Source organism: Arenimonas caeni (assembly GCF_003024235.1).
Classification (GTDB): Bacteria; Pseudomonadota; Gammaproteobacteria; order Xanthomonadales; family Xanthomonadaceae; genus Arenimonas; species Arenimonas caeni.
Genome location: NZ_KZ679084.1, coordinates 488770 through 512970, shown reverse-complemented (window position 1 = coordinate 512970; position 24201 = coordinate 488770). Strand labels below are relative to the sequence as shown.

Genomic DNA, 24201 nt, shown 5'->3' with positions numbered 1-24201 from the left:
GTGCAGGTGACGGGATGTTCACGGGATTGATCCAATCGGTGGGGCGGCTGCTGGCGCGCGAAGCCCGCGGCGGCGACCAGCGCCTGCGGTTCTCCTGGGGCAGCCTGGCCCACGACGACATCGCCCTGGGCGAGTCGATCGCCGTCAGCGGCTGCTGCCTGACCGTGGTGGCCTGGGACGACGAAGGCTGGGACGCCGACGTGTCCAACGAAACCCTGGCGCTGACCAAACTCGGTTCCCTGGCCATTGGTGCCGCCGTGAACCTCGAGCGCTCGCTGCTGCCCACCGACCGCCTCGGCGGCCACCTCGTCTCCGGCCACGTCGACGCCGTCGGACGCGTCGAGAAGGTCTGGGACGACGGCCGCAGCCAGCGCTGGCGCTTCGGCGCGCCGCCGTCGGTGCTGCGCTACGTCGCGGTGAAGGGGTCGATCGCCGTCGACGGCACCAGCCTCACCGTCAACGCCGTCGATGCCGGCGGCTTCGAGGTCAACCTCGTGCCGCACACCGTCGCCCACACCGCCTTCGGCGAAACGAAGCCGGGCGATCCGGTCAATCTCGAGGTCGATACCGTCGCCCGCTACGTGGAGCGGCTGCTGGCCGCGCGCGAGGAGCAATCATGAGCTTTGCATCCATTCCCGAGTTGCTCGAGGAGCTGCGCCAGGGCCGCATGGTCGTGGTGGTCGACGACGAGGACCGCGAGAACGAGGGCGACCTGATCATGGCCGCCGAACTGGTCAAGCCCGGCGACATCAACTTCATGGTCACGCACGCGCGCGGCCTGGTCTGCCTCTCGCTCACCCGCGAGCGCTGCCGCCAGCTGGGCCTGGGCCCGATGGTGCGCGACAACAACTCGCCCTACCACACCAATTTCACCGTCAGCATCGAGGCCGCCGAGGGCGTCACCACCGGCATCAGCGCCTACGACCGCGCCCACACCATCCGCACCGCGGTGCGACCCGACGCCAGCCCCGACGACCTGACCCAGCCGGGCCACATCTTCCCGCTGATGGCCCAGCCCGGCGGCGTGCTCACCCGCAGCGGCCACACCGAGGCGGCCAGCGACCTGGCCCTGCTGGCGGGCTTCGAGCCGGCCGGCGTGCTGGTGGAGATCCTCAACCCCGACGGCTCGATGGCCCGCCGGCCGGAGCTGGAGAAGTTCGCCGCCGAGCACGGCCTGAAGATTGGCTCGATCGAGGAGCTGATCCGCTACCGGCTCGAGACCGAACACACGGTCGAGCGCGTGGACGAGCGCGAGATCCCCACGGTGCACGGCCGCTTCCGGCTGGTGACCTACCGCGACCGCCTGAGCCGCGACCTGCATTTCGCCCTCGTGCTCGGCCAGCCCCGGGCCGAAACGCCCACGCTCGTGCGCGTGCACGTGAAGAACCCGCTGTCCGACGCCCTGCACTGGCAGCGCGCCGACTTCGGCGTGGCCACCGGCGAGGCCCTGGCCGCGGTGGCGGCGGCGGGCGAGGGCGTGGTGGTGGTGCTCAGCGAGCCGCTGACGCCCGACGACCTGCTCGCGCGCATCACCGAGACCGCCGTGCCCGAGGCCCCGCGTGCCCGCGAGTGGCGCCGCAACGGCGCCGGCGCGCAGATCCTGCACGACCTGGGCCTGGGCAAGCTGCGGGTGCTGGGCACCCCGCGCCGCCAGGTCGGCCTGGCCGGCTACGGCCTGGAGGTCGTCGAGTACGTGTAAAGGCAGGGGACGGAGGTAATTTCCCCCTGGTGGCACGGGCTCCCGGATGATCCCCGTGGGAAATTACCTCCGTCCCCGGGTCCCTCCCGCGGTAAACTGACGGCCATTTCCCAGGTCCCCACCCCATGCCCCACTTCGAAGGAGACGTCCGCAGCCCTGCCGGCGCCCGCTACGCCATCCTCGCCAGCCGCTGGAACCCGCGCATCACCGACGCGCTGGTCGACGGCGCGCGCCGCGCGTTCGCAGCCAACGGCGTAGCCGACGAGTCCGTGGACCTGATCCGCGTGCCCGGCGCCTGGGAACTGCCCGTGGCCGCCGCCAGCGCCCTGGACCGGGTCGGCTACGCCGGCATCGTCGCCCTGGGCTGCGTGGTGCGCGGCGATACCCGCCACTTCGAGCAGGTGGCCGACGAGTGCGCCCGCGGCCTGATGCGCGTGGCGCTCGACACCGGCGTGCCGGTGGCCAACGGCGTGCTGGCGGTGGACGAATACTCCGACGCCGAGGCCCGCGCCGGCGGCAGCCACGGCAACAAGGGCGAGGAAGCGGCCCTGGTGATCATCGAAATGGCCAACCTGATCGGAAAGCTGGCATGAAGAACACCCGTCCCGACGGCATCGACCCGCACGCGCGTTCGCGCGCCCGCCGCCGCGCACTGCAGGCCCTGTACGCCTGGCAGATGTCGAACACCGCCATCGGCAAGGTGATCGAGCAGTTCCGCGCCGAGCAGGACATGGAAGTGGCCGACCTCGAATACTTCGAGGACCTGGTTCGCGGCGTCGAGAGAAACCTGGGCGCGCTCGACGAGGCGCTGGCCGCCTTCCTCGACCGCACCATCGACCAGGTCGACCCGATCGAGCGCGCGGTGCTGCGCATCGCCGCCTATGAGCTGCGCCACCGCCCGGACGTGCCCTACCGCGTGGTGATCAACGAGGCCATCGAAACCACCAAGCGCTTCGGCTCCGAGCACGGCCACACCTACGTCAACGGCGTGCTCGACCACGCCGCCGCCGCCTGGCGCGCGGCCGAGGCGCAGGCCGCCCGCCGGTCCTGATGCCGGGCGAGTTCGCCCTGATCGAACGCATCCGCGCCCGCGCCGGGCGCCGCGACGACGTGGTGCTGGGCATCGGCGACGACGCCGCGCTGCTGGCGCCGCCGCCGGGCCATGAGCTCGCGGTGAGCTGCGACACGCTGGTGGCCGGCGTGCATTTCCCCGACGACACCGCGCCGGCCGACATCGGCCACAAGGCCCTGGCGGTGAACCTGAGCGACCTGGCCGCGATGGCCGCCGCGCCGGCCTGGGGCACCCTGGCCCTGACCCTGCCGGACGCCAACCAGGCCTGGCTCGACGATTTCCTCGACGGCTTCCTCGCGCTCGCCGACGAACACGGCCTGGCGCTGGTGGGCGGCGACACCACGCGCGGCCCGATGGCCATCACCGTCAACGTGTTCGGGCTGGTGCCGGCCGGCCAGGCGCTGCGCCGCGACGGCGCGCGCCCGGGCGAAGACATCTGGGTGACGGGCACAATCGGCGACGCCGCCGGGGGCCTGGCGCAGTGGCGCGCGCGCGGCCCGGCCTCGGCCAAGCTGCGCCACCGCCTCGACCGGCCGACGCCGCGGGTGCAGGCGGGCCTGGCGCTGCGCGGCCTGGCCAGCGCCGGCATCGACCTCAGCGATGGCCTGGCCGCCGACCTCGGCCACGTGCTGGCGGCCAGCGGCGTTGGCGCCCGCATCGAGCTCGGCCGCCTGCCGGCCTCGCGCACGCTCGCCGACCACTTCGACGAACCGCGCCGCTGGGCGCTGCAGGCCGGCGGCGGCGACGACTACGAGCTGTGCTTCACCGCGCCCGCGTCGCGTGCCTTCGAGATCGAGCAGGCCATGGCCGCGCTCGACCTGCCGGCCACCGTGGTCGGGCGGGTGGTGGCGGGCGCCGGCCTGCGCTTCGACACGCCCGAGGGCGAGGCCTGGACGCCGCCCGCCGACGGCTACCAGCATTTCAGCGGCGGGCACGCATGAGCCGCGCGCCCGAAGGCATCAACCGCCGGGTGATGAAGCACCCGCTGGGCTGGATCGCGGCCGGCTTCGGCTCGGGTTTTTCGCCGCGCGCCCCGGGCACGGCGGGCAGCATCGCGGCGCTGCTGCCCTGGTGGTTCCTGATGCAGGAACTGTCGCCGTTGGTTTACCTGTCGGTGCTGGCCCTGGGTTTTGCGCTGGGCTGCTGGGCGGCGCAGTGGGTGATCCGCGAGACCCGCGTCGAGGACCCGGGCCTGGTGGTCTGGGACGAGTTCATCGGCGTCTGGGTCGCGCTCTTCGCCGCGCCCGCCGGCTGGCCCTGGATGCTGGCCGGCCTGGTGCTGTTCCGGATCTTCGACATCGCCAAGCCCTGGCCCGTCAGCTGGGCCGACCGCAAACTGCACGGCGGCTTCGGCACCATGCTCGATGACGCCCTGGCCGGCCTGTACGCACTGGGCTCGCTGCAGCTCGTGGCTTACTTTTTTTAGCCACGGATTTGCGCGGATGGACGCGGATAGAGCAAAAGAAGGATTGGCCACGGATGAACACGGATACACACGGATAAGAGCGGATAGAACTTAAGAATGCTCTTGCTCTATCCGCGTTCATCCGCGTAAATCCGCGGCAGAAACCTGGCCCAGCACCTCGGCGACACGGGTGCGCAGGGCGGGAACGACCTCGGCGTCGAACCACGGGTTGTGTTTGAACCAGCCGACGTTGCGTGGGCTGGGGTGGGGCAGGGGGATGATGCGCGGCGCGTAGTCGCGCCAGGCCTGCACGGTGTCGGTGAGGGTTTTCTTGCGGGTCTCGCCGAGGAAGTAAGCCTGCGCGTACTGGCCGATCGCAAGCACCAGCCCGATGCGCGGCAGCAGCGGCAGCAGGCGCGGGTGCCAGGTGGCGCGGCACTCGGGGCGCGGCGGCAGGTCGCCCGAGGCGCCGCGACCCGGATAACAGAAGCCCATCGGCACGATCGCCACTTTCGACTCGTCGTAGAAGCGCGCCTTGTCCAGGCCCATCCACTCGCGAAGGCGCACGCCGCTGGCGTCGTCCCAGGGGATGCCGCTGCCGTGCACCAGCGTGCCGGGCGCCTGGCCGACCACCAGCAGGCTCGCGGTTTCACTGGCGCGCAGCACCGGTCGCGGGCCCAGCGGCAGCTGCGCCTCGCACAGCCGGCAGGCGCGGATCTCGCCCAGCAGGGCTTCCAGTTCGCTGCGCGGCCGCGTCATGGCGGCGGCAGCACCTTGCCGGGGTTGAGGATGCCGTCGGGGTCGAACTGCGCCTTGATCGCGCGCATCAGCGCCAGCGTCGGCGGCGACAGCGAGCGCGCCAGCAAGTCGCGCTTGGCCAGGCCGATGCCGTGTTCGCCCGAGACCAGGCCGCCGAGCGCGATCACCGCGTCGAACACCGCCTCGAGCGCGGCATCGGCGCGCGCCACCTGCGCGGCGTCGGCCGGGTCGTAGAGGATGTTCACGTGCAGGTTGCCGTTGCCGGCATGGCCGAAGCAGACGATGGCCAGCGACTGCGCCGCGGCGGCGGCGCGCACGGCGGCCACCAGTTCGGGGATGCGCGACACCGGCACCACCACGTCTTCGTTGATCTTGCCCGGCGCCAGCGTGCGCAGCGAGGGCGACAGTGCCTTTCGCGCGGCCCAGAGCTTTTCGCGCTCGGCCTCGCTGGCCGCGGCGTCCACCGACAGGCAGCCGGGGCCTTCGGCGGCGCGGCGCAGGGCCGACTCGGCGGCGTCGAGCACGGCGGCCTCGCCGTCGGCCTCGAGCATCAGCAGGGCGCCGGCCGCGGCCGGCAGGTCGGCACCGCCGACCTCGCGCGCCAGGCGCACGCAGTCACCGTCCATGAATTCGAGCATCGAGGGCGTGACCGGCTGCGCCATCAGCCGCGCCACCGCCGCCGCCGCGCTTTCGACGTCGGTGTAGAGCGCGCGCAGCGCGCGCCGGTGCGTGGCCGTGGGCGTGAGCCGAAGCGTGGCTTCGACGATCAGCGCCAGGGTGCCTTCGGAGCCGATCAGCAGCCGCGAGAGATCGTAGCCGCTGGCGCCCTTGGTGGTGGCCACGCCGAACTCGACCAGCTCGCCCGTGCCGGTGACCGCCCTGAGCGCCAGCACGTTGTCGCGGGTGGCGCCGTACTTCACGGCGCGCGGGCCGCCGGCGTTGCAGGCCAGGTTGCCGCCGATGCTGCAGAAGGCCGAGCTGGTGGGGTCGGGCGGCCAGAACAGGCCATGCGGCGCCAGCGCCGCCTGCAGGTCGCCGTTGAGCAGGCCCGGCTGCGCCACCGCGACGCGGTCGCCCGGGCGGATGGCCAGCACCTTGTCCATGCGCTCGAACGAGACCACCAGCGCGTCCTCGCCCGGCACGCTGGCGCCTGTGGTGTTGGTGCCGCGGCCGCGCGCGACGATCGGCAGCCTGTGCGCGCGGCACAGGCGCACGATCGCCTGCACCTGCGCAGCATCCGTCGGCAGCGCCACCGCCAGCGGCAAGCCCTGCCGCCGCGAGTTGTCGTAGCCGTAGGCCAGCCGCTCGGCTTGATCAAGCAGCAGCCCGTCCGGCCCCAGCAGGGCAGTCAGTTCCTCGGCGACGTTCGCGGGCAGTTCGGCCATGCGTCGAGTCTAGGGCAGTTCACAGGTCGTCGAGGGTGAAAGCGGCCCGGTGCCAGTCGAGGCCGGCGGGGGAGGCGGCGACGATGTCGAAGCGGCAGGGCGCGTTGGCCAGTTCCGGGTGGCGGGCCAGCCAGGCGCGGGCGGCCAGGGCGACGCGGCGGCATTTGCGGCGGTCGACCGAGGCCAGCCCGCCGCCGTAGCGCTCGTCGCGGCGGTAGCGCACTTCCACGAACACGATCCACTCGCCTTCGCGCATCACCAGGTCGAGTTCGCCGAAGCGGAAGTTGACGTTGCTGGCGAGCAGCCGCAGGCCCTCGCCTTCGAGCAGATGGCGCGCGGCGGTTTCGGCCGCGTCGCCGGTGGCGCGCTTTTCAGGGCGCGCCGGCATCGGGCAGCAGGGCGCCGTCGGGCGCCGGCCGCGGGCGGCCGCCGCTGAACACCGCCCAGGCCGGCTTGCGCCGCACCAGGCCGGTGGCGTCGAGCGTGAGTTCGCCGGTGGCGCCGCGCACCTGCGCGCCCGGGTCGGACACCAGGCGGTCGAGGTAGCTGGCCAGGCGCCAGGCATCGACGCCGAAGGCGAACAGCCGCGCGCCGCCGCCCTGCGCCGCCGGCAGGGTGCTGCCCAGCGTGTCGGCGTCGGGCAGGCCGCCGCGCAGGCCGATCAGCCAGGGCAGCTCCGGGTATTCGATGCCTTCGAGTTCGACGTCCAGGCGCAGGTTGGCGCCCGAGAGGATCAGCGAGGTCGCCACGCGCGGCACGCCGACCAGGCCGGCCGGCTCGACCTGGCTGGCCAGCAGCCGGGCCTCGGCGGCCTTGAGGCTCAGGAACAGGGCGTCCGGACGCAGGCCGCCGGCGCTGGCCACGGCCTGCTGCAGGGCCGGCACGTAGTCGGGGTTGTCGGGCGAAACCATCACTTCGCCGATGACCTCGCCGCCACCGGCGGCCAGGTGCGCGCGGAAGCTTTCCAGCGCACGGCGCGCGTTCTCGTCGGCCTGGGTCACCACCAGCACGCGGCGCTGGCCGCGCTCGAGCAGGCGTTCGGCCGCCGCGACGCCCTCGTCCTCGGGGGCCAGCGCGAAACTCGCGCTGCCCGGCGTGGTCGCATTGCCGCCGCGGTTGAGCGCCACCGTCGGCAGCGACAGCTCCGGCGTGGCGAAAACGGTGTTCACCTCTTCGCGCGAGAGCGGGCCGATCAGCATCTGGGCACCATCGGCGGTGGCGCGGGCCAGCGCCTCGCGCAGGCCGCCGGGTGCGGCCGTGTCGTAGAAGCGCAGCGCCGGGCGGCGCCGCGGCTCGGCGTAATAAGCCGCCAGTACGCCTTCGCGCACCGACTGGCCGGCCGTGGCCAGCGGGCCGCTCAGCGGCAGCAGCACGGCCAGGCGCTCGGGCGGCCGGTAGCCGTCCGGCTCGGCCGGCGGCAGCGCGTCGAGCGCCGGGGTGGAGCCAGCCCGGTCGTAGGGGCGGGGCAGCGGCAGCCCGCGCTGGGACAAGGTGCGCCCCGCGTAGGCGTAGAGCGGGTGGCCCGTCGGCAGCGCGGCCGCCTTCGCCGAAAGGCTGGCGTCGGTTTCGGCCGAAAGCAGCGAGACGATCTCACCCACCGTCGCCACGCGCGCCTCGCCGGACTGCAGTGCCGCCAGCCAGGCCAGCTCGCCGGCCGCGTCGAAACCGCGGCCGAGCTGGCGCAGGGCGTCGGCGCGCTGGCCATGCCAGTCGGCGGCCAGTTCGCCCGGCACGGAAGCGCGCGACTGGCCGAGCAGGGCCAGCGCCGCATCGGCCCGGCCGCCCCGGAGCTGGAAGCCGGCGCCGAGCAGGTCGTGCAGCAGCGCATCGCGCCCCTCGAGCCGGCGCCGCGGCACGTTCGACCAGGCCTCGCGCGCGGCGGCCTCGTTGCCCGCCAGGCGGTGCTGCCAGGCGGCACGCAGCCAAGCGCGCTCGCGGGCGGCGCCGCGGCTTTCGGCGGCCAGGGCGGCGTAGGCCGCGGCGGCCTCGGCGTGGCGGCCTTCTTCGGCCAGGCGCGAGGCCGGCGTCGGCGCGGCGGCGGGTGCCGTCGACGTGGCCGAGGGCTCGCGCTGCACGCTGACGCTGGCGCAGCCGGCGAGCAACGCGATGGCAAGCAGCAGTGGGGCGGTTCGCAGCATGGTCGGGGTCCGGATGGGTTGCCGCGTAAGATGATAGCCGGTGCACACGGAGGGCGCGGTCATGACAACGGTACAGGCAGGGGCGCTGCACGTGGTGGCCACGCCCATCGGCAACCTGGGCGACCTGACGGCACGGGCGCGCGCCGTGCTGGCCGGCGTCGACGCGATCTGCGCCGAGGACACCCGGCACACGCGCCAGCTGCTGCAGGCCCTGGGCATCGAGCGGCCGCTGCTGGCGCTGCACGAACACAACGAGGCCGACATCGCCTGGAGGCTGGTCGAGCGCCTGAAGGCCGGCGAGGCCCTGGCGCTGGTGTCCGACGCCGGCACGCCGCTGGTCAGCGACCCGGGCTACCGGCTGGTGCGCGAGGTGCGCGCGGCCGGGCTGCGGGTGGTGCCGGTGCCCGGAGCCTGCGCGGCGATCGCGGCGCTGTCGGTGGCCGGCATTCCGTCCGATCGCTTCTGCTTCGAGGGTTTCCTGCCGGCCAAGGCCGGCGCGCGGCGCGAACGCCTGCAGGCGCTGGCGAGGGAAACGCGCACGCTGGTGTTCTACGAAAGCTCACACCGCATCGAGGAATGCCTTGCCGACCTGGTGGCCGAATTCGGAGCGCAGCGCGAAGCGGTGCTCGCACGCGAGCTCACCAAGCTGTTCGAGACGGTGCTGGGCGACACGCTGGGCGACATCGCGCAGCGCGTGACCTCCGACGAGAACCAGCGCAAGGGCGAGTTCGTCATCGTCGTGCGCGGCTGCGAGGACGATGCCGAGGCGCGCCTGCGCGAAGGCCAGCGCATCTATGCGCGCCTGAGCGAGCACCTCAAGCCGTCGGTCGCCGCAAGGCTCGCGGCCGATCTGAGCGGCGCGCCGCGCAAGGCGCTCTACGGCGGCGACGGCGGCTGAGCGATGCCCGCGGCGGCGATGTGAGACAATCCGCGCCGGCGGAGTCGGCCAGGACAGTCGCGTCGCAGCAATGCGCCGAGGAAAGTCCGGGCTCCACAGAGCAGGGTGCCAGGTAACGCCTGGGCGGCGTGAGCCGACGGAAAGTGCAACAGAAAGCAAACCGCCGAACGGCCCGCGAGGGCGCGTGGCAAGGGTGAAACGGTGGGGTAAGAGCCCACCGCCCGCGGGGCCAACGCCGCGGGGCACGGCAAACCCCACCTGGAGCAAGGCCAAATAGGGGTGCTATGGCATGGCTCGTGCCGCACCCGGGTTGGCTGCTTGAGGCCTGCGGTGACGCAGGTCCCAGAGGAATGACTGTCCACGACAGAACCCGGCTTACCGGCCGGCTCCGCCACTTCCTTCCGCGCCGATCGCGCACCCGAGCCGCCCTGGACGCCCCCGGGGTGGCGAGCGGCCCTGCGGCCCTCTGGCTGGCCGCTGTTTGCGATGTGTTTCACATCTTTGGATCAAATCCATGTGAAACAACAGTTGCCGAATGGTTCTTAAACAAGACTCTCAAGTTCCGCGCAACGCCTTGATCCGCTTGGCGAATTTCTCCCGAATTTGTCCTTGACACCCCTCCGGGGCAGGTCTAACGTGGACATCTGAGGGAAATCCGGGTTTTTTGTGGTTTTCGGTGGTTAAGGGCGGATCCAGGGCGATGTTCCAGGGCGAAACGGCGATCACGATCGATGACAAGGGGCGGCTGGCCATTCCGACGGCCTACCGCGACCTGGTCGCGCGCGCCTGCGCCAACCGCCTGGTGGTCACCTACAACCCCTACGAATCCGGCTGCCTGTGGCTCTACCCGGAAGCGGCCTGGGAAAAGGTCCGCGACCAGGTCAATGCCCTGCCCAACGCCAAGCGCGTGCACCGCAACCTGCAGCTCAAGCTCGTGGGTGCGGCCACCGTGGTCGAGCCCGACGGCAACGGCCGCGTGCTGCTGCCGGCCAGCCACCGCAACGCCGCGGGCATCGAGAAGAAGGCCGTGCTGCTGGGCATGGGCGGCAAGTTCGAATTGTGGAGCGAGCAGGCGCACCTCGCGCAGATCCGTCTGACCATCGGGGAAGACGAGATCAGCGAGGACATGCTCGACCTGAGGCTGTGACGGGCGTGGCCGGGATGCGTGGCACGACGCAGCCCAGCCATCTCCCGGTGATGTGGGCGCAGGTCATGGACGGCCTGCAGGTACGCAGGGATGGCAGGTATCTGGATGGCACGTTCGGGCGAGGGGGCCATGCGCGCGGCGTGCTCGACCGGCTGGGGCCGGATGGACGGCTGTTGGTGATGGACAAGGATCCGGAAGCGATCGCCACCGCCCACGCGCTTTTCGGCGCGGACGGGCGGGTCGTCGTCCGCCGCGGTTCCTTCGCCGGCCTGGCGCAGTGGGACGAGGCCGCCGCCGGCCTCGACGGCGTGCTGTTCGACCTCGGCGTGTCCTCGCCCCAGCTCGACGTGGCCGAGCGCGGCTTCAGCTTCGGCAAGGACGGCCCGCTCGACATGCGCATGGACCCGGAGTCCGGCGAAAGCGCCGCGGCCTGGCTGGCGCGCGCCGACGAGCGCGAGATCGCCGACGTGCTCTGGACCTATGGCGAGGAGAAGATGAGCCGGCGCATCGCCCGCGCCATCGTCGCCCGCCGGGCCGAGGCGCCGCTCGAGCGCACGGCGCAGCTGGCCGAGCTGATCGCCTCGGTGATGCCGCGTGGCGACGGCAAGATCCACCCGGCCACGCGCAGCTTCCAGGCCATCCGCATCTTCATCAACCGCGAGCTCGACGACCTCGAGGCCGGGCTCGACGCGGCCCTGTCCGTGCTCAGGCCGGGCGGCCGGCTGGCGGTGATCAGCTTCCACTCGCTCGAAGACCGCATCGTCAAGCAGTTCATCGCCCGGCACGCCAAGGCGCCGCCGGGCAACCGCCGCATGCCCGCCCCGGAGGCGTTCTCGCCGACCCTGCTCGACGTCTCCGGCGCCCTTCGCGCCACGGCCCAGGAAGTCGCCGACAACCCGCGCGCCCGCAGCGCGGTGCTGCGCGTCGCGGAGAAGCTGCCGTGAGCGTCCGGCACTTCCTGCTGCTGGCCCTTGCCCTGGCGGTGATCGCCAGCGCCCTGGGCGTGGTCTGGTCGCGCCACGAGCACCGGCAGGCCTACATCGCCCTGAGCACGCTGGAAAAGCAGCGCGACGAGCTCAACATCGAATTCGGCCGCCTGCAGCTCGAGCAGGCCACCTGGTCGGAGGCCAATCGCATCGAGCAGGTGGCCGGCACGCGCCTGGGCATGACCTTCCCGGGCGACGACCAGATCGTGGTGCTGCGCCCATGAGCCTGCGCAGCAGCTACAGCCCGCGCAAGCGCCTGATGGTGGTCGGCGGCGTGCTCGGCGCCTGCTGCGCCGTGCTGGTGGCGCGCGCCGCGCACCTGCAGGTGATCAGCGAGGAGTTCTACCAGCAGCAGGGCGACGCCCGTTTCCTGCGCGAGATCCCCATCGCCACCTCGCGCGGCATGATCACCGACCGCAACGGCGAACCGCTGGCGGTGTCCTCGCCGGTCGAGTCGATCTGGGCCAACCCCAAGGAACTGCTGCTGCACGCCGACCGCCTGCCGGAGCTGGCGCGTGCGCTGCAGATCCCGCAGGAGGTGCTGGCCCGGCGCGTGTCGGAGCGTGCCGACAAGGAGTTCGTCTACCTGCGCCGGCACCTGAACCCGGACGTGGCCGACGAGATCACCGATCTCGGTATCCCGGGCGTGTACTCGCAGCGCGAGTTCCGGCGCTTCTACCCGCACGGCGAGGTGCTGGCGCACGTGCTGGGCTTCACCAACATCGACGACAAGGGCCAGGAAGGCCTGGAGCTGGCCTTCAACGAGTGGCTGACCGGCAAGGAAGGCAGCCAGCGCGTGATCCGCGACCGGCGCGGTCGCATCGTCGAGAACGTCGACCTGGTCGAGGCCGCCGAGCCGGGCAAGGACCTGGTGCTGTCGATCGACCGCCGCATCCAGTACCTCGCCTATCGCGAGCTCAAGTCGGCGCTGATCGAGACCGGCGCGCCGAGCGGCTCGATCGTCGTGCTCGACGTGCCCACCGGCGAAGTGCTGGCGATGGTCAACCAGCCGTCCTACAACCCCAATTCACGCGTCGGCGCCGACGGCGAGTCGCGCCGCAACCGCGCCGTCACCGACATCCTCGAGCCGGGCTCGGTGATGAAGGCGATTACCATCGCGGCCGCGCTCGAGTCGGGCAAGTTCACCCCCGACACGCCGATCCAGACCGCGCCCGGCTACATCGCCCTGCCGGGTGGCTACATGCCGCGCGACTTCCGCAACTACGGCATGCTCACGCTCACCGGCATCCTGACCAAGAGCTCGAACGTCGGCGCCATCAAGGTGTCCAACGAGCTCTCCACCGAGCACCAGTACGACGTCTTCCGCCGCTTCGGCTTCGGCGAGCGCACCGGCAGCGGTTTCCCGGGCGAGCTGCCGGGCATGCTGCCGCCGGTCCGGCGCTGGGGTCCGACCGAGAAGGCCACCATCTCCTACGGCTACGGCCTGTCGGTGACGCCGCTGCAGCTGGCGCGTGCCTACGCCGCCATCGGCAACGAGGGCCGGCTGATGGACGTGACCTTCGTCAAGGGTGGCGCGGGCGAGGGCACCCAGGTGGTGGACCCGGCCATCGCCTCCGACCTGATGGGCATGCTCGAGACCGTGGTCGGCCCCGATGGCACGGCGCGCCGGGCGGCGGTGCTGGGCTATCGCGTGGCCGGCAAGACCGGCACCTCGCGCAAGGCCGACGGCGGCGGGTATGCCGCCAAGCGCTATGCCGCGGTGTTCGTCGGCCTGGTGCCGGCCACCAACCCGCGCTTCGCCATGGCCGTGGTGATCCACGAGCCGCAGGGAATGGAGTACGGCGGCGGCGCGGTGTCGGCGCCGGTCTTCCACCGCGTGATGGAAGGCGCGCTGCGCCTGATGGACGTGCCGCCGGACGACATCGAGCAGTGGTACGCCGCGCAGGCGGCCAAGGAACGCAAGCGGCCCGCGCCGCCGGGGGCAGGCCCATGAGCCGCGCCATGCCGCTGCACGAACTGCTCGGGGGCGTCGCTGCGCCCCCGCCGGCGTTCAATCCGGTGCTGACCGGCCTGGCCGCCGACAGCCGCGAACTCCGCCCCGGCTACGCCTTCGTGGCGCTCGCCGGCGCCAGCACGCACGGGCTGCGCCACGCGGCCCAGGCCGAGGCCGCCGGCGTCGGCGCGATCCTGTTCGAGCCGCCGGCGCCGGAAGGCCTGGCGCTGCCGGAGAACGCGGTCGCGGTGCCGGGCCTGCGCGCGCGCCAGGGCGAACTGGCCGATCGTTTCTACGGCTCGCCCTCGCGCCAGGCGCAGGTGGTGGGCGTCACCGGCACCAACGGCAAGACCTCCACCGTGCAGCTGCTGGCCCAGGCCCTGCACCTGTCGGGTGCCACCGCCGGCACCATCGGCACGCTCGGCGCCGGCCTGCACGGCGCGATCGAACCCGGCGAGCGCACCACGCCCGACGTGATCGCCGTGCACCGCCTGCTCGCCGGCATGCGCGACCAGGGCGCCAGCCACGTGGCGATGGAAGTGAGCTCGCATGCGCTCGAGCAGGGCCGCGTGGATGCCGTCGCCTTCCGCGTCGCCGTGTTCACCAACCTCACCCGCGACCACCTCGACTTCCACGGCAGCATGGAGGCCTACGGCGCCGCCAAGGCCCGGCTGTTCGCCTGGCCGACCCTGCAGGCCGTGGTGCTCAACCTCGACGACGCCTTCGGCGCCGGCCTGGCCGGCGGCATCGCGGCGGGCGTGGACGTGATCGGCGTGAGCGCCCGGGGCAATGCCGCCGCGCGCCTGCGCGCCGACGCGGTGCAGCTGCTGCCCCAGGGCCTGCGCTTCGAGCTGGTCGAGGCCGGGCAGCACCTGCCGGTCGAATCGCCGCTGCTGGGCCGCTTCAATGTCGACAACCTGCTGGCCGTGGCCGGCGCGCTGCGCGCCCTGGGTTGGCCGCTGGCCGACGTGGCGACGATGCTGCCGCGCCTGCAGCCGGTCGGTGGCCGTATGAGCCGCGTCGGCGGCGGCGCCGGGCAGCCGCTGGTGGTGGTCGATTACGCGCACACGCCCGACGCGCTGGAACAGGCCCTGGCCAGCCTGCGCGGCCACACGCCGGGCCGGCTCACCTGCGTGTTCGGCTGCGGCGGCGAACGCGACGCCGGCAAGCGCCCGCAGATGGCGGCGATCGCCGAGGCAGGCGCCGACCGCGTGGTGGTCACCGACGACAACCCGCGCCGCGAAGACGGTGACGCCATCGTCGCCGACATCCTCGCAGGCTTCCGCGATGCCGCCGCGGTCACCGTGCAGCGCGACCGCGCCCGCGCCATCGCGCTCGCGCTGGAAGGCGCCGGCGCCGGCGACGTGGTGCTGGTGGCCGGCAAGGGCCACGAGCCCTACCAGGAGGTCGGCGGCGTGAAGCATGCGTTCGACGACCTGCAGGTCGCGCGCTCGCTGCTGGAGGCGCGCGCATGAGGCCGGTGCTGCTCTCGCAGGTGGCCCGCTGGGTCGAAGGCCGGCACCTGGGCGCCGACGTCGAGGTCACCTCGGTCGGCACCGACACCCGCACGCTGCAGCCGGGCGCGCTGTTCGTCGCCCTGCGCGGCGAGCGCCACGACGCCCACGACCTGACCGCGCAGGCCCAGGCCGCCGGCGCCGCCGCCCTGCTGGTTCAGCGCGAGGTCGACTGCGTGCTGCCGCAGGTGCTGTGCGCCGACACCCAGGACGCGCTGGGCGAGCTTGCCGCCGGCGTGCAGCAGGGCCGCCCGGCCGTGGTGGTGGCGCTGACCGGCAGCAACGGCAAGACCTCGGTCAAGACCCTGGTGCTGTCGATCCTTTCGCGCGCCGGCCTGGCCTACGCCAACCCGGGCAACCGCAACAACGAGATCGGCCTGCCGCTGGCCGTGCTCGACGCGCCCGAGGACGCCCGCTTCGCCATCTACGAGATGGGCGCCGGCAAGCCGGGCGACATCGCCTACCTGGCCTCGATCGTGCCGCCGCAGGTGGCGCTGGTGAACAACATCATGCCGGCCCACCTCGAGCGCATGGGCAGCCTGCTGGGCGTGGCCGAAACCAAGGGCGCGGTCTACGAGGCGCTGCCCGATGACGGCGTGGCGGTGGTCAATGCCGACGACGCCTTCGCGCCGCTGTTCATGCAGCGCATCGGCGGCCGGCGCGTGCTGCGCTTCGGCCTGGAGAACGACGCCGACCTGCGCGCCAGCGACCTGCGCCTGGGCGCGGAAGCGTCGGAGTTCACCCTGCACACGCCGGCCGGCGACGCGCGCCTGCGCCTGCCGCTGCCGGGCCGGCACAGCGTGATGAATGCGCTGGCCGCCGCCGGCCTGGCGCTGGCGGCCGGTGCCCGGCTCGAACACGTCGTCGCCGGCCTGCAGGAGGCGCCGCCGGTGCCGGGCCGGCAGGTGCCGCACGCGCTGCGCAGCGGCGTGGTGCTGGTGGACGACAGCTACAACGCCAACCCGGGTTCGGTGGCCGCGGCGATCGCCGCGCTGGCCGAGGCGGGCGGCGAGGCCTGGCTGGTGCTGGGCGACATGTTCGAACTGGGCGAAGGCGCCGAGGCCCTGCACGCCGAAGCCGGCAGCCAGGCCCTGCGCGCCGGCATCAAGCGCCTGTGGACGGTGGGCACGCTCAGCGCCGCCGCCAGCCGCGCCTTCGGCAGCGGCGCAAACCATTTCGACGACCAGGCCGGCCTGCTGGCCGCGCTCGGCCCGGCGCTCGCCGCCGCGCCGGCGGGGCTGCGCTGCCTGGTCAAGGGCTCGCGCTCGAGCGCGATGGACAAGGTGCTGGCCGCGCTGCTGGCCGCCGACCGCGAAGGAACCGCAAACGATGCTGCTTGAACTGGCCCGCTGGCTGCACGAGATGGGGTGGATGCCGCCGCTGTTCGGCTACATCACCTTCCGCGGCATCCTCGGCGCGCTCACCGCGCTGCTGCTCTCGCTGTGGCTGGGCCCGCGGGTGATCGCCCGCCTGGCCCGGCTCAAGGGCGGCCAGCCGATCCGCAGCGACGGCCCGCAGAGCCACTTCTCCAAGGCCGGCACGCCGACCATGGGCGGCGCGCTGATCCTGCTCACCATCGCCCTGTCGACGCTGCTTTGGGCCGATCTGCGCAACCGCTACGTCTGGGTGCTGCTGGCGGTGATGCTGGCCTTCGGCGCCATCGGCTGGCTCGACGACTGGATCAAGATCGTCCGGCGCGACCCGAACGGGCTGAAGTCGCGGCACAAGTACGCGCTGCAGTCGCTGTTCGGCCTGGCCGCGGCGCTGGTGCTGTTCTTCACCGCCGATCACGCCAACAACACCACGCTGTTCCTGCCGCTGCTCAAGGACTTCGCGATCCCGCTGGGCGCGGGCTTCGTGGTGCTGGCCTACTTCTGGATCGTCGGCTTCTCCAACGCGGTCAACCTGACCGACGGCCTCGACGGCCTGGCGATCATGCCGACGGTGCTGGTGGCCGGCGCGCTGGGCGTGTTCGCCTATGCCTCGGGCAACGCGGTGTTTTCCGAGTACCTGCAGATCCCGTCGATCCCGGGCGCGGGCGAGATCACCATCGTCTGCGCGGCCATCGCCGGCGCCGGGCTGGGTTTCCTGTGGTTCAACACCTATCCGGCGATGGTGTTCATGGGCGACATCGGCGCACTGGCGCTGGGCGCGGTGATCGGCACCATCGCCGTGATCGTGCGCCAGGAGGCGATCCTGGTGCTGATGGGCGGCATCTTCGTCATCGAGACGCTGTCGGTGATGATCCAGGTCGCCAGCTTCAAGCTCACCGGCCGCCGCGTGTTCCGCATGGCGCCCATCCACCACCACTTCGAGCTCAAGGGCTGGCCGGAGCCGCGCGTGATCGTGCGCTTCTGGATCATCTCGGTGATGCTCGTGCTGGTCGGCCTGGCCACGTTGAAGGTGCGCTGACATGAGCTTCCTCGACGAGCGCGCCAGCCAGGCCACCAAGCTCGAGCAGATCGGCGGGCGCTACGACCCGCTGCTGCTCGGCCTTGCCCTGGTGCTGGCCGGCTTCGGCGTGGTGATGGTCGGCTCGAGCTCGATCGCCATCGCCGAGGGCCTGGACGTCGGCCCGTTCTACTTCCTCACCCGCCACGTGGTGTTCCTCGGGCTGGGCGCGGCGCTGGCCATCGGCCTGATGCGCACCGAACTCAAGCTCATCGAGCGCCACAACCACCTGCTGCTGCTGGCCTGCATCGTGCTGCTTGGCCTGGTGTTCATGCCGGGCATCGGCTACACGGTCAACGGCGCGCAGCGCTGGATCAACCTGGGCGTGTCGAAGTTCCAGGCGGTCGAGGCGGTCAAGCTGCTGCTGATCATCTGGCTGGCCAGCTACGTCGTGCGCTACCGCGACGAGATCGGCCAGAAGTGGTCCACCCTGCTCAAGCCGCTGGGCGTGGCCGGCTTCCTGGTGCTGCTGCTCCTGCTGCAGCCCGACTTCGGTTCGGCCGCCCTGATTATCGCCATCACCGCCGGCATGGTCTGGCTCGGTGGCGCGCGCATCGCCCACCTGCTGCTGATCGGCGCCGCGGTGCTGCCGGTGCTGGCGGCGGTGGCGGTGGCCGCGCCCTACCGCGTGGCGCGCCTGAAGTCCTTCCTCAATCCCTGGGAAGACCCGTTCAACGACGGCTTCCAGCTCACCCAGGCCCTGATCGCGATCGGCCGCGGCGAGTGGTTCGGCGTCGGCCTGGGCGGCAGCGTGCAGAAGCTGTTCTACCTGCCCGAGGCGCACACGGATTTCATCTTCTCGGTGACGGCCGAGGAACTGGGCTTCGCCGGTTCGGTGGGCATCATCGCGCTGTTCGCGCTGTTCGCCTGGCGCACCTTCAGCATCGGCCTGCGCGCGGTCGAGATGCGGCGCTACTTCGCCGGCTTCTGCGCCTTCGGCGTGGGCCTGTGGATCAGCCTGCAGGCCTTCGTTTCGATCGGCGTGAACCTTGGCCTGCTGCCCACCAAGGGCCTGACCCTGCCGCTGGTGTCCTCGGGTGGCTCGAGCGTGCTGATCACCTGTGCGGCCATCGGCCTGCTGCTTCGCGTGAGCTACGAGCTCGACCGGGCCGAGCGCCAGGTCGCGCGCCTGCGCGGCGCCGGTGCGGTGCCGGCCGACGAGTCCGCGCCGCGCTTCGACGCGCCGATGCCGGAGCAGTCGCCGGCCGCGGTGATGCCGGCCAGCGCGGGTCCGCGTGGCTCGCGCCATCGCGTCGAACCGAAGATCGGAGCGGTGGCATGAGCGCCGGCAACGCGCCCGTGCTGATCCTGGCCGGTGGCACCGGCGGCCACATCTTCCCCGGCCTGGCCGTGGCCGAGGCCCTGCGCCGGCGCGACGTGCCCGTCGTCTGGCTGGGTTCGGAAGGCGGCATGGAGACCCGGCTGGTGCCGTCGTCCGGCATCGAGGTGGAAACCCTGCGCGTGCGCGGCCTGCGCGGCAAGGGCGTGCTGGCGCTGCTCAAGGCGCCGTTCGGCCTGGCGCGCGCCTGCCTGCAGGCGCTGGCGGTGCTGCGCCGCCTGCGCCCGCGCGCCGTGGTGAGCTTCGGCGGCTACGTCGCCGGCCCGGGCGGCCTGTGTGCCTGGCTGCTGCGCCGGCCGCTGCTGGTGCACGAGCAGAACCGCGCCCCGGGCCTGACCAACCGCGTGCTCTCGCGCTTCGCGCGCCGCGTCCTGTGCGGCTTCCCGGGCAGCTTCCCGGCCGGCAAGGCCGAGGTGGTGGGTAACCCCGTGCGCCCGGCGATCGCCGCGCTGCCGGCGCCGGCCGCGCGTTTCGAAGGTCGTGGCGGCGCGCCGCGCCTGCTGGTGCTGGGCGGCAGCCAGGGCGCGAACGCGCTCAATCGCGTGCTGCCGCAGGTACTGGCCGGGCTGCCGGCCGACCAGCGTCCGCAGGTGCGCCACCAGTGCGGCGAACGCCACGCCGACGCCACCCGCGCCACCTACGCCGAGGCCGGCGTGGCGGCCAGCGTCGAACCCTTCATCGCCGACATGGCCGAGGCCTATGGCTGGGCCGACCTGGTGGTGTGCCGCGCCGGCGCGCTGACCCTGGCCGAGCTGTGCGCCGCCGGCGTCGGTTCGGTGCTGGTGCCGTTCCCGGCTGCGGTCGACGACCACCAGACCCGCAACGCCGAATACCTGGTCGAGGCCGGTGCCGCCGTGATGGTGCCGGAAGGCGAGGGTTTCGCCGAGCGCATGGCCGCCGTGGCCGGTGGCCTGCTGCCCGACGCCGCGCGCCGCCTGGCCATGGCCGGGGCCGCCCGCGCCATCGCCCACGCCGACGCCGCCGAGCGCGTCGCCGGCATCGTGCTCGAGGAGGCCCGCGCATGATCCGTCGCCGCCTGCAGCAAACCGGGGACCTGGCCCGCGCCTTCTCGCGCGTGCACTTCATCGGCATCGGTGGCGTCGGCATGAGCGGCATCGCCGAAGTGCTGGTGACCCTCGGCTACCAGGTCTCGGGTTCGGACGCGAACGATTCCGCCACCACCCGCCGCCTGGCCGGGCTGGGCGCGATGGTGCACCGCGGCCACGACGCCGCGCACGTCGCCGGTGTCGACGTGGTGGTCGTTTCCAGCGCCATCCGCCCCGATAACCCGGAGCTGCGCGCCGCCCGCGAGCAGCGCATCCCGGTGGTGCCGCGCGCGGAGATGCTGGCCGAGCTGATGCGCTTCAAGCGCGGCATCGCCATCGCCGGCACCCACGGCAAGACCACGACCACCTCGCTGGTGGCCAGCGTGCTCAGCGAGGGCGGCCTGGACCCGACCTTCGTTATCGGTGGCCAGCTGCTGTCGGCCGGCGCCAACGCGCGCCTGGGCGGCGGCCAGTGGCTGGTGGCCGAGGCCGACGAGAGCGACGGCAGCTTCCTGCGCCTGAACCCGATGGTCGCGGTGGTGACCAACATCGACGCCGACCACCTCGAGAACTACGGCGGCGATTTCGGCCGCGTGCAGGCCGCGTTCAACGAATTCATGCACCGCCTGCCGTTCTACGGGCTCGCGGTGCTGTGCGCGGACGATCCGGAGGTGGCCGCGCTGGCCGCGCAGACGCCGCGCCACCTGGTCACCTACGGCATCCGCGGGCAGGCCGACGTGCGCGCCACCGACGTGCGCCAGGACGGCCCCTGCATGCACTTCACCCTGCACCTGCCGGAATCGGCGCCGCAGGCGGTGACCCTGAACCTTCCGGGCGAGCACAACGTGCTCAATGCCCTGGCTGCCGCGACCGTGGGCTGGGAACTGGGCGTGGCACCGGCGCGCATCGCCGCGGCGCTGGAGAAGTTCCAGGGCATCGGCCGCCGCTTCAACCTCAAGGGCGAGCTCGACTTTGGTCGCGGCAAGGCGCTGCTGGTCGACGACTACGGCCACCATCCGCGCGAGCTCGAGGCCGTGTTCGCGGCCGCGCGCGGCGGCTGGCCGGATCGCCGCCTGGTGGTGGCCTTCCAGCCGCACCGCTACAGCCGCACCCGCGACCTGTTCGACGACTTCGCCGCGGTGCTCTCGAGCGCGGATGCCGTGCTGCTCACCGACGTCTACCCGGCGGGCGAGCAGCCCGTCGTCGGCGCCGACGCCAAGGCGCTGGCGCGCGCAATCCGCGCCCGCGGCCGGATCGATCCGGTGCTGGCCGGCCCGGCCCGCGAGCTGCCGGCGGTGCTGGCCGACGTGCTCCGGGACGGCGACCTGCTGCTGGTGATGGGTGCCGGCGACATCGGCGCGGTCGCGGCCGACCTGGCCGCGAACGGCCTCGACGGAGGAGCCGCGGCATGACGCCCGCCATCGCCCCGCTGCGCCTGTCCGACCCGAAGGACTTCGGCCGCGTCGCCGTGCTGATGGGCGGCACCAGCGCCGAGCGCGAGGTGTCGCTCGAGTCGGGCCGCAACGTGCTCGAGGCGCTGCGCGCACGCGGCATCGACGCGCACGCCGTCGACGGCATCCCGGCGCTGGTGCAGGCGCTGGTGGACAAGCGCTTCGACCGCGTATTCAACATCCTGCACGGCAACAAGGGCGGCGGCGAAGACGGCGTGCTGCAGGGCCTGTGCGAGGCGCTGGGCGTGCCGCTGACCGGCTCGGGCGTGCTCGGTACGGCGCTGGCGATGGACAAGATCCGCACCAAGCAGGTCTGGCTGTCGCTGGGGCTGCCGACGCCGCGCTACGTGCGCCTGGCCCGCGGCGACACCGCCGCGGTACGCGCCGCCGCGCGTGAACTGGGCCTGCCGGTGATCGTCAAGCCGGCCTGCGAGGGCTCGAGCGTGGGCGTCTCGCGCGTGTTCGACGAGGCCGGCCTGGATGCCGCCGTCGAGCTGGCCGCGCGCTACCCGGGCGAGCTGCTGATGGAGCAGCTGGTGGTGGGCGGCGAGTACACCGTCGGCGTGCTCGGCGACCTGGCCCTGCCCAGCATCCGCATCGTGCCGGCCGGCGAGTATTACGACTACCACGCCAAGTACCAGGCCGAGGACACCCAGTACTTGTGCCCGGGCCTGCAGGGCGGCGACGAGGACGCGATCCGCGCGCTGGCGCTGGCCGCCTTCCGCGCCGCAGGCTGCAGCGGCTGGGGCCGCGTTGACGTGATGCGCGACGCCGCCGGCAACAACTACCTGCTCGAAGTGAACACCGCGCCGGGCATGACCAGCCACTCGCTGGTGCCCAAGGCCGCGCGCGAACTCGGCATTTCCTTCGAGGAGCTGTGCTGGCGCGTGCTCGAGACCAGCCTGCCGGCCGGGGAGGGCGGGGCATGAGCGCCCTGATGCGCCTGGCGGCCTGGATCCTGGCGATCGGACTGGTCGCGCTGCCGGTGGTGGCCGTATTCAACGGCTGGATCGCGGGCGAGCGCTGGCCGATGCGCAAGCTGGCCGTGACCGGTGCGTTCGCCCAGGTCGACGAGGCCACCGTGCGCGAAGCCGTGCTGCCGCACGTGCAGGGCGGCTTCTTCGCCGTCGACCTCGACGCCGTGCGCAGCTCGGTGGCCGCGTTGCCCTGGGTGCAGCACGTGGAAGTGCGCAAGCGCTGGCCCGACCGCCTGGAGGTGGGCCTGAAGGAGCACCTGCCGGTGGCGCGCTGGGCCGACGGCCGGATGCTCAGCGAGCAGGGCCGCCTGTTCGCCGCGCCGCCAGGCGCCGGCGCCGGCCTGCCGGTGTTCGACGGCCCGGAGGACCGGGCCTCGGAGCTGATGTCGATGTACGGCATCGCCCGGCCGCTGTTCCTGCCCCTGGGCCTGCGCGTGGAAATCGTCAGGCTCAGCGCGCGCGGCAGCTGGAGCCTGGTGCTCGGCGACGGCACCGAGCTCGAGGCCGGCCGCGGCGACCCGCAGGCCAGGCTGGCGCGCTTCGCGCGGATGCTGCCGCAGCTTCGCCAGGACCCGGCGCGCCGGGTGGCGCGGGCCGACCTTCGCTACACGAACGGGTTCGCGATCGTCTGGAAGGACGTCGTGCCCGAAAACCCACTCCCCAACCCTCCCGCGAACGGCGGGGCTGGGAGCGAGTCGCAGGAAACGAATGCATGAACAGGAAAGGTGACAAGTCGCTGATCGTTGGCCTGGACATCGGCACGTCGAAGGTGACGGCGCTGGTGGGCGAGTACTCGCCGGGCCAGGAAATCGAGGTGATCGGCATCGGTTCGCACGAATCGCGCGGCATGAAGCGCGGCGTCGTGGTGGACATCGAGTCCACGGTGCAGTCGATCCAGCGGGCGGTGGAGGAAGCCGAGCTGATGGCCGGCTGCGAGATCCGCTCGGTCTACGCCTCGATCTCCGGCAGCCACACCCAATGCCGCAACTCGCCCGGCATCGTGCCGGTGGCGGGCGGCGAGGTGACCTATGCCGACCTCGACCGCGTGCTCGAGGCCGCCAAGGCGGTCGCGGTGCCGGCCGACCAGAAGATCCTGCACGCCATCGCCCAGGAATACATCGTCGACAACTCCCAGGAAGGCATCCGCAACCCGGTGGGCATGAGCGGCGTGCGGCTGGAAGTGCGCGCGCACCTGGTCACCGGCGCGCAGTCGGCGGCCAGCAACGTCAGCAAGTGCGTGCAGCGCTGCGGCCTGCAGGTGGACGACCTGATCCTGAGCTCGCTGGCCTCGAGCACCGCCGTGCTCACCAGCGACGAGAAGGAGCTGGGCGTGGTGCTGGTGGACATCGGCGCCGGCACCACCGACATCGCGGTGTTCGTGCAGGGTGCGATCCGCCACAGCGCCAGCCTGCCGATCGCCGGCGACCAGGTGACCAACGACATCGCCCACCTGCTGCGCACGCCCACGCCCGAGGCCGAGCAGATCAAGGTCCGCTACGCTTGCGCCCTGGCCCAGCTGGCCACCGCCGAGGAGTCGATCCAGGTGCCCAGCGTCGGCGACCGGCCGCCGCGCCGCCTGGCCCGCCAGGCGCTCGCCGAGGCGGTGCAGAACCGCTACGAGGAGATCTTCGAGCTCGTGCAGGCCGAGCTGCGCCGCTCCGGCTTCGAGGAGCTGGTGCGCGCCGGGCTGGTGCTGACCGGCGGCGCCTCGCGCATGGAGGGCGTGGTCGAGCTGGCCGAGGAAATGCTGCACATGCCGGTGCGGGTGGGCATCCCCCAGCACGTCTCCGGCCTGGGCGAAGTGGTCGGCAACCCGGTGCATGCCACCGGCGTCGGCCTGCTGCTCTGGGGCAGCCAGATTGAACACCCGCGCCGCCCGACGCTGTCGGCGGGCAAGGCCGGGACGATTTGGACGAAGTTCAAGAACTGGTACCGAGGTGAGTTCTGAACGACGTCTTCGAGGCAAAGGCAACACACACA

General features: G+C 72.5%; 24 protein-coding genes and 1 other RNA gene. 21 read left to right on the top strand and 4 right to left on the bottom strand.

Features of this window, described 5'->3' with window-relative positions:
• Window positions 1-14 precede the first annotated feature (14 nt).
• The 6 genes from C6N40_RS02460 to C6N40_RS02435 all read left to right on the top strand — a co-directional run bounded on the left by C6N40_RS02460 (window position 15) and on the right by C6N40_RS02435 (window position 4197).
• Window positions 15-620: a riboflavin synthase gene (locus C6N40_RS02460; RefSeq protein ID WP_106989408.1), complete on the top strand. Its 606-nt coding sequence runs from the start codon at window positions 15-17 to the stop codon at window positions 618-620.
• Window positions 617-1699, top strand: a complete 1083-nt coding sequence (gene ribB / locus C6N40_RS02455; protein WP_106989407.1) for a 3,4-dihydroxy-2-butanone-4-phosphate synthase — start codon at window positions 617-619, stop codon at window positions 1697-1699. The genes C6N40_RS02460 and ribB overlap by 4 nt, the downstream gene beginning before the upstream one ends.
• A 125-nt stretch (window positions 1700-1824) precedes the next feature.
• On the top strand, window positions 1825-2292 hold the full coding sequence (gene ribH, locus C6N40_RS02450) for a 6,7-dimethyl-8-ribityllumazine synthase (protein WP_106989406.1): 468 nt from the start codon (window positions 1825-1827) through the stop codon (window positions 2290-2292).
• On the top strand, window positions 2289-2750 hold the full coding sequence (nusB, locus tag C6N40_RS02445) for a transcription antitermination factor NusB (RefSeq protein WP_106989405.1): 462 nt from the start codon (window positions 2289-2291) through the stop codon (window positions 2748-2750). The genes ribH and nusB overlap by 4 nt, the downstream gene beginning before the upstream one ends.
• Window positions 2750-3712 carry a thiamine-phosphate kinase gene (gene thiL, locus C6N40_RS02440; protein WP_106989404.1) on the top strand — a complete coding sequence of 321 codons (963 nt, stop codon included), beginning with the start codon at window positions 2750-2752 and terminating at the stop codon, window positions 3710-3712. Before nusB ends, thiL begins: the two co-directional genes overlap by 1 nt.
• Complete coding sequence (locus C6N40_RS02435) at window positions 3709-4197, top strand: phosphatidylglycerophosphatase A family protein (protein WP_106989403.1); 489 nt, start codon at window positions 3709-3711, stop codon at window positions 4195-4197. Before thiL ends, C6N40_RS02435 begins: the two co-directional genes overlap by 4 nt.
• Window positions 4198-4314: 117 nt before the next feature.
• Here C6N40_RS02435 and C6N40_RS02430 read toward each other — a convergent pair whose 3' ends face one another.
• The 4 genes from C6N40_RS02430 to C6N40_RS02415 are packed head-to-tail and all read right to left on the bottom strand — an operon-like array spanning window position 4315 to window position 8458.
• The gene (locus tag C6N40_RS02430) at window positions 4315-4935 is read right to left on the bottom strand and encodes a uracil-DNA glycosylase family protein (RefSeq protein WP_106989402.1); all 621 of its coding nucleotides are present in this window, start codon (window positions 4933-4935) and stop codon (window positions 4315-4317) included.
• Window positions 4932-6320 carry an FAD-binding oxidoreductase gene (locus C6N40_RS02425; RefSeq protein WP_106989401.1) on the bottom strand — a complete coding sequence of 463 codons (1389 nt, stop codon included), beginning with the start codon at window positions 6318-6320 and terminating at the stop codon, window positions 4932-4934. Before C6N40_RS02425 ends, C6N40_RS02430 begins: the two co-directional genes overlap by 4 nt.
• 19 nt (window positions 6321-6339) lie before the next feature.
• Window positions 6340-6708, bottom strand: a complete 369-nt coding sequence (locus C6N40_RS02420; protein WP_106989400.1) for a YraN family protein — start codon at window positions 6706-6708, stop codon at window positions 6340-6342.
• Window positions 6692-8458, bottom strand: a complete 1767-nt coding sequence (locus C6N40_RS02415; protein ID WP_162782037.1) for a penicillin-binding protein activator — start codon at window positions 8456-8458, stop codon at window positions 6692-6694. Before C6N40_RS02415 ends, C6N40_RS02420 begins: the two co-directional genes overlap by 17 nt.
• 61 nt (window positions 8459-8519) lie before the next feature.
• On the opposite strand from C6N40_RS02415, the gene rsmI reads away from it, so the two are divergent.
• From rsmI to ftsA, 15 genes are all read left to right on the top strand, one after another.
• Window positions 8520-9356 carry a 16S rRNA (cytidine(1402)-2'-O)-methyltransferase gene (rsmI, locus tag C6N40_RS02410; protein WP_106989398.1) on the top strand — a complete coding sequence of 279 codons (837 nt, stop codon included), beginning with the start codon at window positions 8520-8522 and terminating at the stop codon, window positions 9354-9356.
• 40 nt (window positions 9357-9396) lie between these two features.
• An RNA gene (gene rnpB / locus C6N40_RS02405) (RNase P RNA component class A) lies at window positions 9397-9750 on the top strand.
• A 306-nt stretch (window positions 9751-10056) separates the two neighbouring features.
• The gene (gene mraZ / locus C6N40_RS02400; RefSeq protein ID WP_106989397.1) at window positions 10057-10503 is read left to right on the top strand and encodes a division/cell wall cluster transcriptional repressor MraZ; all 447 of its coding nucleotides are present in this window, start codon (window positions 10057-10059) and stop codon (window positions 10501-10503) included.
• A gap of 14 nt (window positions 10504-10517) precedes the next feature.
• On the top strand, window positions 10518-11447 hold the full coding sequence (gene rsmH, locus C6N40_RS02395) for a 16S rRNA (cytosine(1402)-N(4))-methyltransferase RsmH (protein WP_106989396.1): 930 nt from the start codon (window positions 10518-10520) through the stop codon (window positions 11445-11447).
• Entirely contained in the window at window positions 11444-11713 is a 270-nt protein-coding gene (gene ftsL / locus C6N40_RS02390) for a cell division protein FtsL (protein ID WP_425477637.1), read from the top strand. The genes rsmH and ftsL overlap by 4 nt, the downstream gene beginning before the upstream one ends.
• Window positions 11710-13443 (top strand): peptidoglycan D,D-transpeptidase FtsI family protein, encoded by a 1734-nt coding sequence (locus tag C6N40_RS02385; RefSeq protein WP_106989395.1) that lies wholly within the window; start codon window positions 11710-11712, stop codon window positions 13441-13443. The genes ftsL and C6N40_RS02385 overlap by 4 nt, the downstream gene beginning before the upstream one ends.
• Window positions 13440-14918, top strand: a complete 1479-nt coding sequence (locus tag C6N40_RS02380; protein ID WP_106989394.1) for a UDP-N-acetylmuramoyl-L-alanyl-D-glutamate--2,6-diaminopimelate ligase — start codon at window positions 13440-13442, stop codon at window positions 14916-14918. The genes C6N40_RS02385 and C6N40_RS02380 overlap by 4 nt, the downstream gene beginning before the upstream one ends.
• Window positions 14915-16297: a UDP-N-acetylmuramoyl-tripeptide--D-alanyl-D-alanine ligase gene (locus C6N40_RS02375; RefSeq protein WP_106989393.1), complete on the top strand. Its 1383-nt coding sequence runs from the start codon at window positions 14915-14917 to the stop codon at window positions 16295-16297. Before C6N40_RS02380 ends, C6N40_RS02375 begins: the two co-directional genes overlap by 4 nt.
• Entirely contained in the window at window positions 16287-17369 is a 1083-nt protein-coding gene (gene mraY / locus C6N40_RS02370; RefSeq protein WP_106989392.1) for a phospho-N-acetylmuramoyl-pentapeptide-transferase, read from the top strand. The genes C6N40_RS02375 and mraY overlap by 11 nt, the downstream gene beginning before the upstream one ends.
• Window position 17370: 1 nt before the next feature.
• The gene (gene ftsW, locus C6N40_RS02365; protein ID WP_106989391.1) at window positions 17371-18690 is read left to right on the top strand and encodes a putative lipid II flippase FtsW; all 1320 of its coding nucleotides are present in this window, start codon (window positions 17371-17373) and stop codon (window positions 18688-18690) included.
• Window positions 18687-19772 (top strand): undecaprenyldiphospho-muramoylpentapeptide beta-N-acetylglucosaminyltransferase, encoded by a 1086-nt coding sequence (murG, locus tag C6N40_RS02360; RefSeq protein ID WP_106989390.1) that lies wholly within the window; start codon window positions 18687-18689, stop codon window positions 19770-19772. The genes ftsW and murG overlap by 4 nt, the downstream gene beginning before the upstream one ends.
• Entirely contained in the window at window positions 19772-21205 is a 1434-nt protein-coding gene (gene murC / locus C6N40_RS02355) for a UDP-N-acetylmuramate--L-alanine ligase (RefSeq protein WP_106989475.1), read from the top strand. The genes murG and murC overlap by 1 nt, the downstream gene beginning before the upstream one ends.
• Entirely contained in the window at window positions 21202-22173 is a 972-nt protein-coding gene (locus C6N40_RS02350) for a D-alanine--D-alanine ligase (RefSeq protein ID WP_106989389.1), read from the top strand. The genes murC and C6N40_RS02350 overlap by 4 nt, the downstream gene beginning before the upstream one ends.
• Window positions 22170-22937, top strand: a complete 768-nt coding sequence (locus C6N40_RS02345; RefSeq protein ID WP_106989388.1) for a cell division protein FtsQ/DivIB — start codon at window positions 22170-22172, stop codon at window positions 22935-22937. The genes C6N40_RS02350 and C6N40_RS02345 overlap by 4 nt, the downstream gene beginning before the upstream one ends.
• Window positions 22934-24169: a cell division protein FtsA gene (gene ftsA, locus C6N40_RS02340; RefSeq protein WP_106989387.1), complete on the top strand. Its 1236-nt coding sequence runs from the start codon at window positions 22934-22936 to the stop codon at window positions 24167-24169. The genes C6N40_RS02345 and ftsA overlap by 4 nt, the downstream gene beginning before the upstream one ends.
• The last annotated feature ends 32 nt before the right edge of the window (window positions 24170-24201 follow it).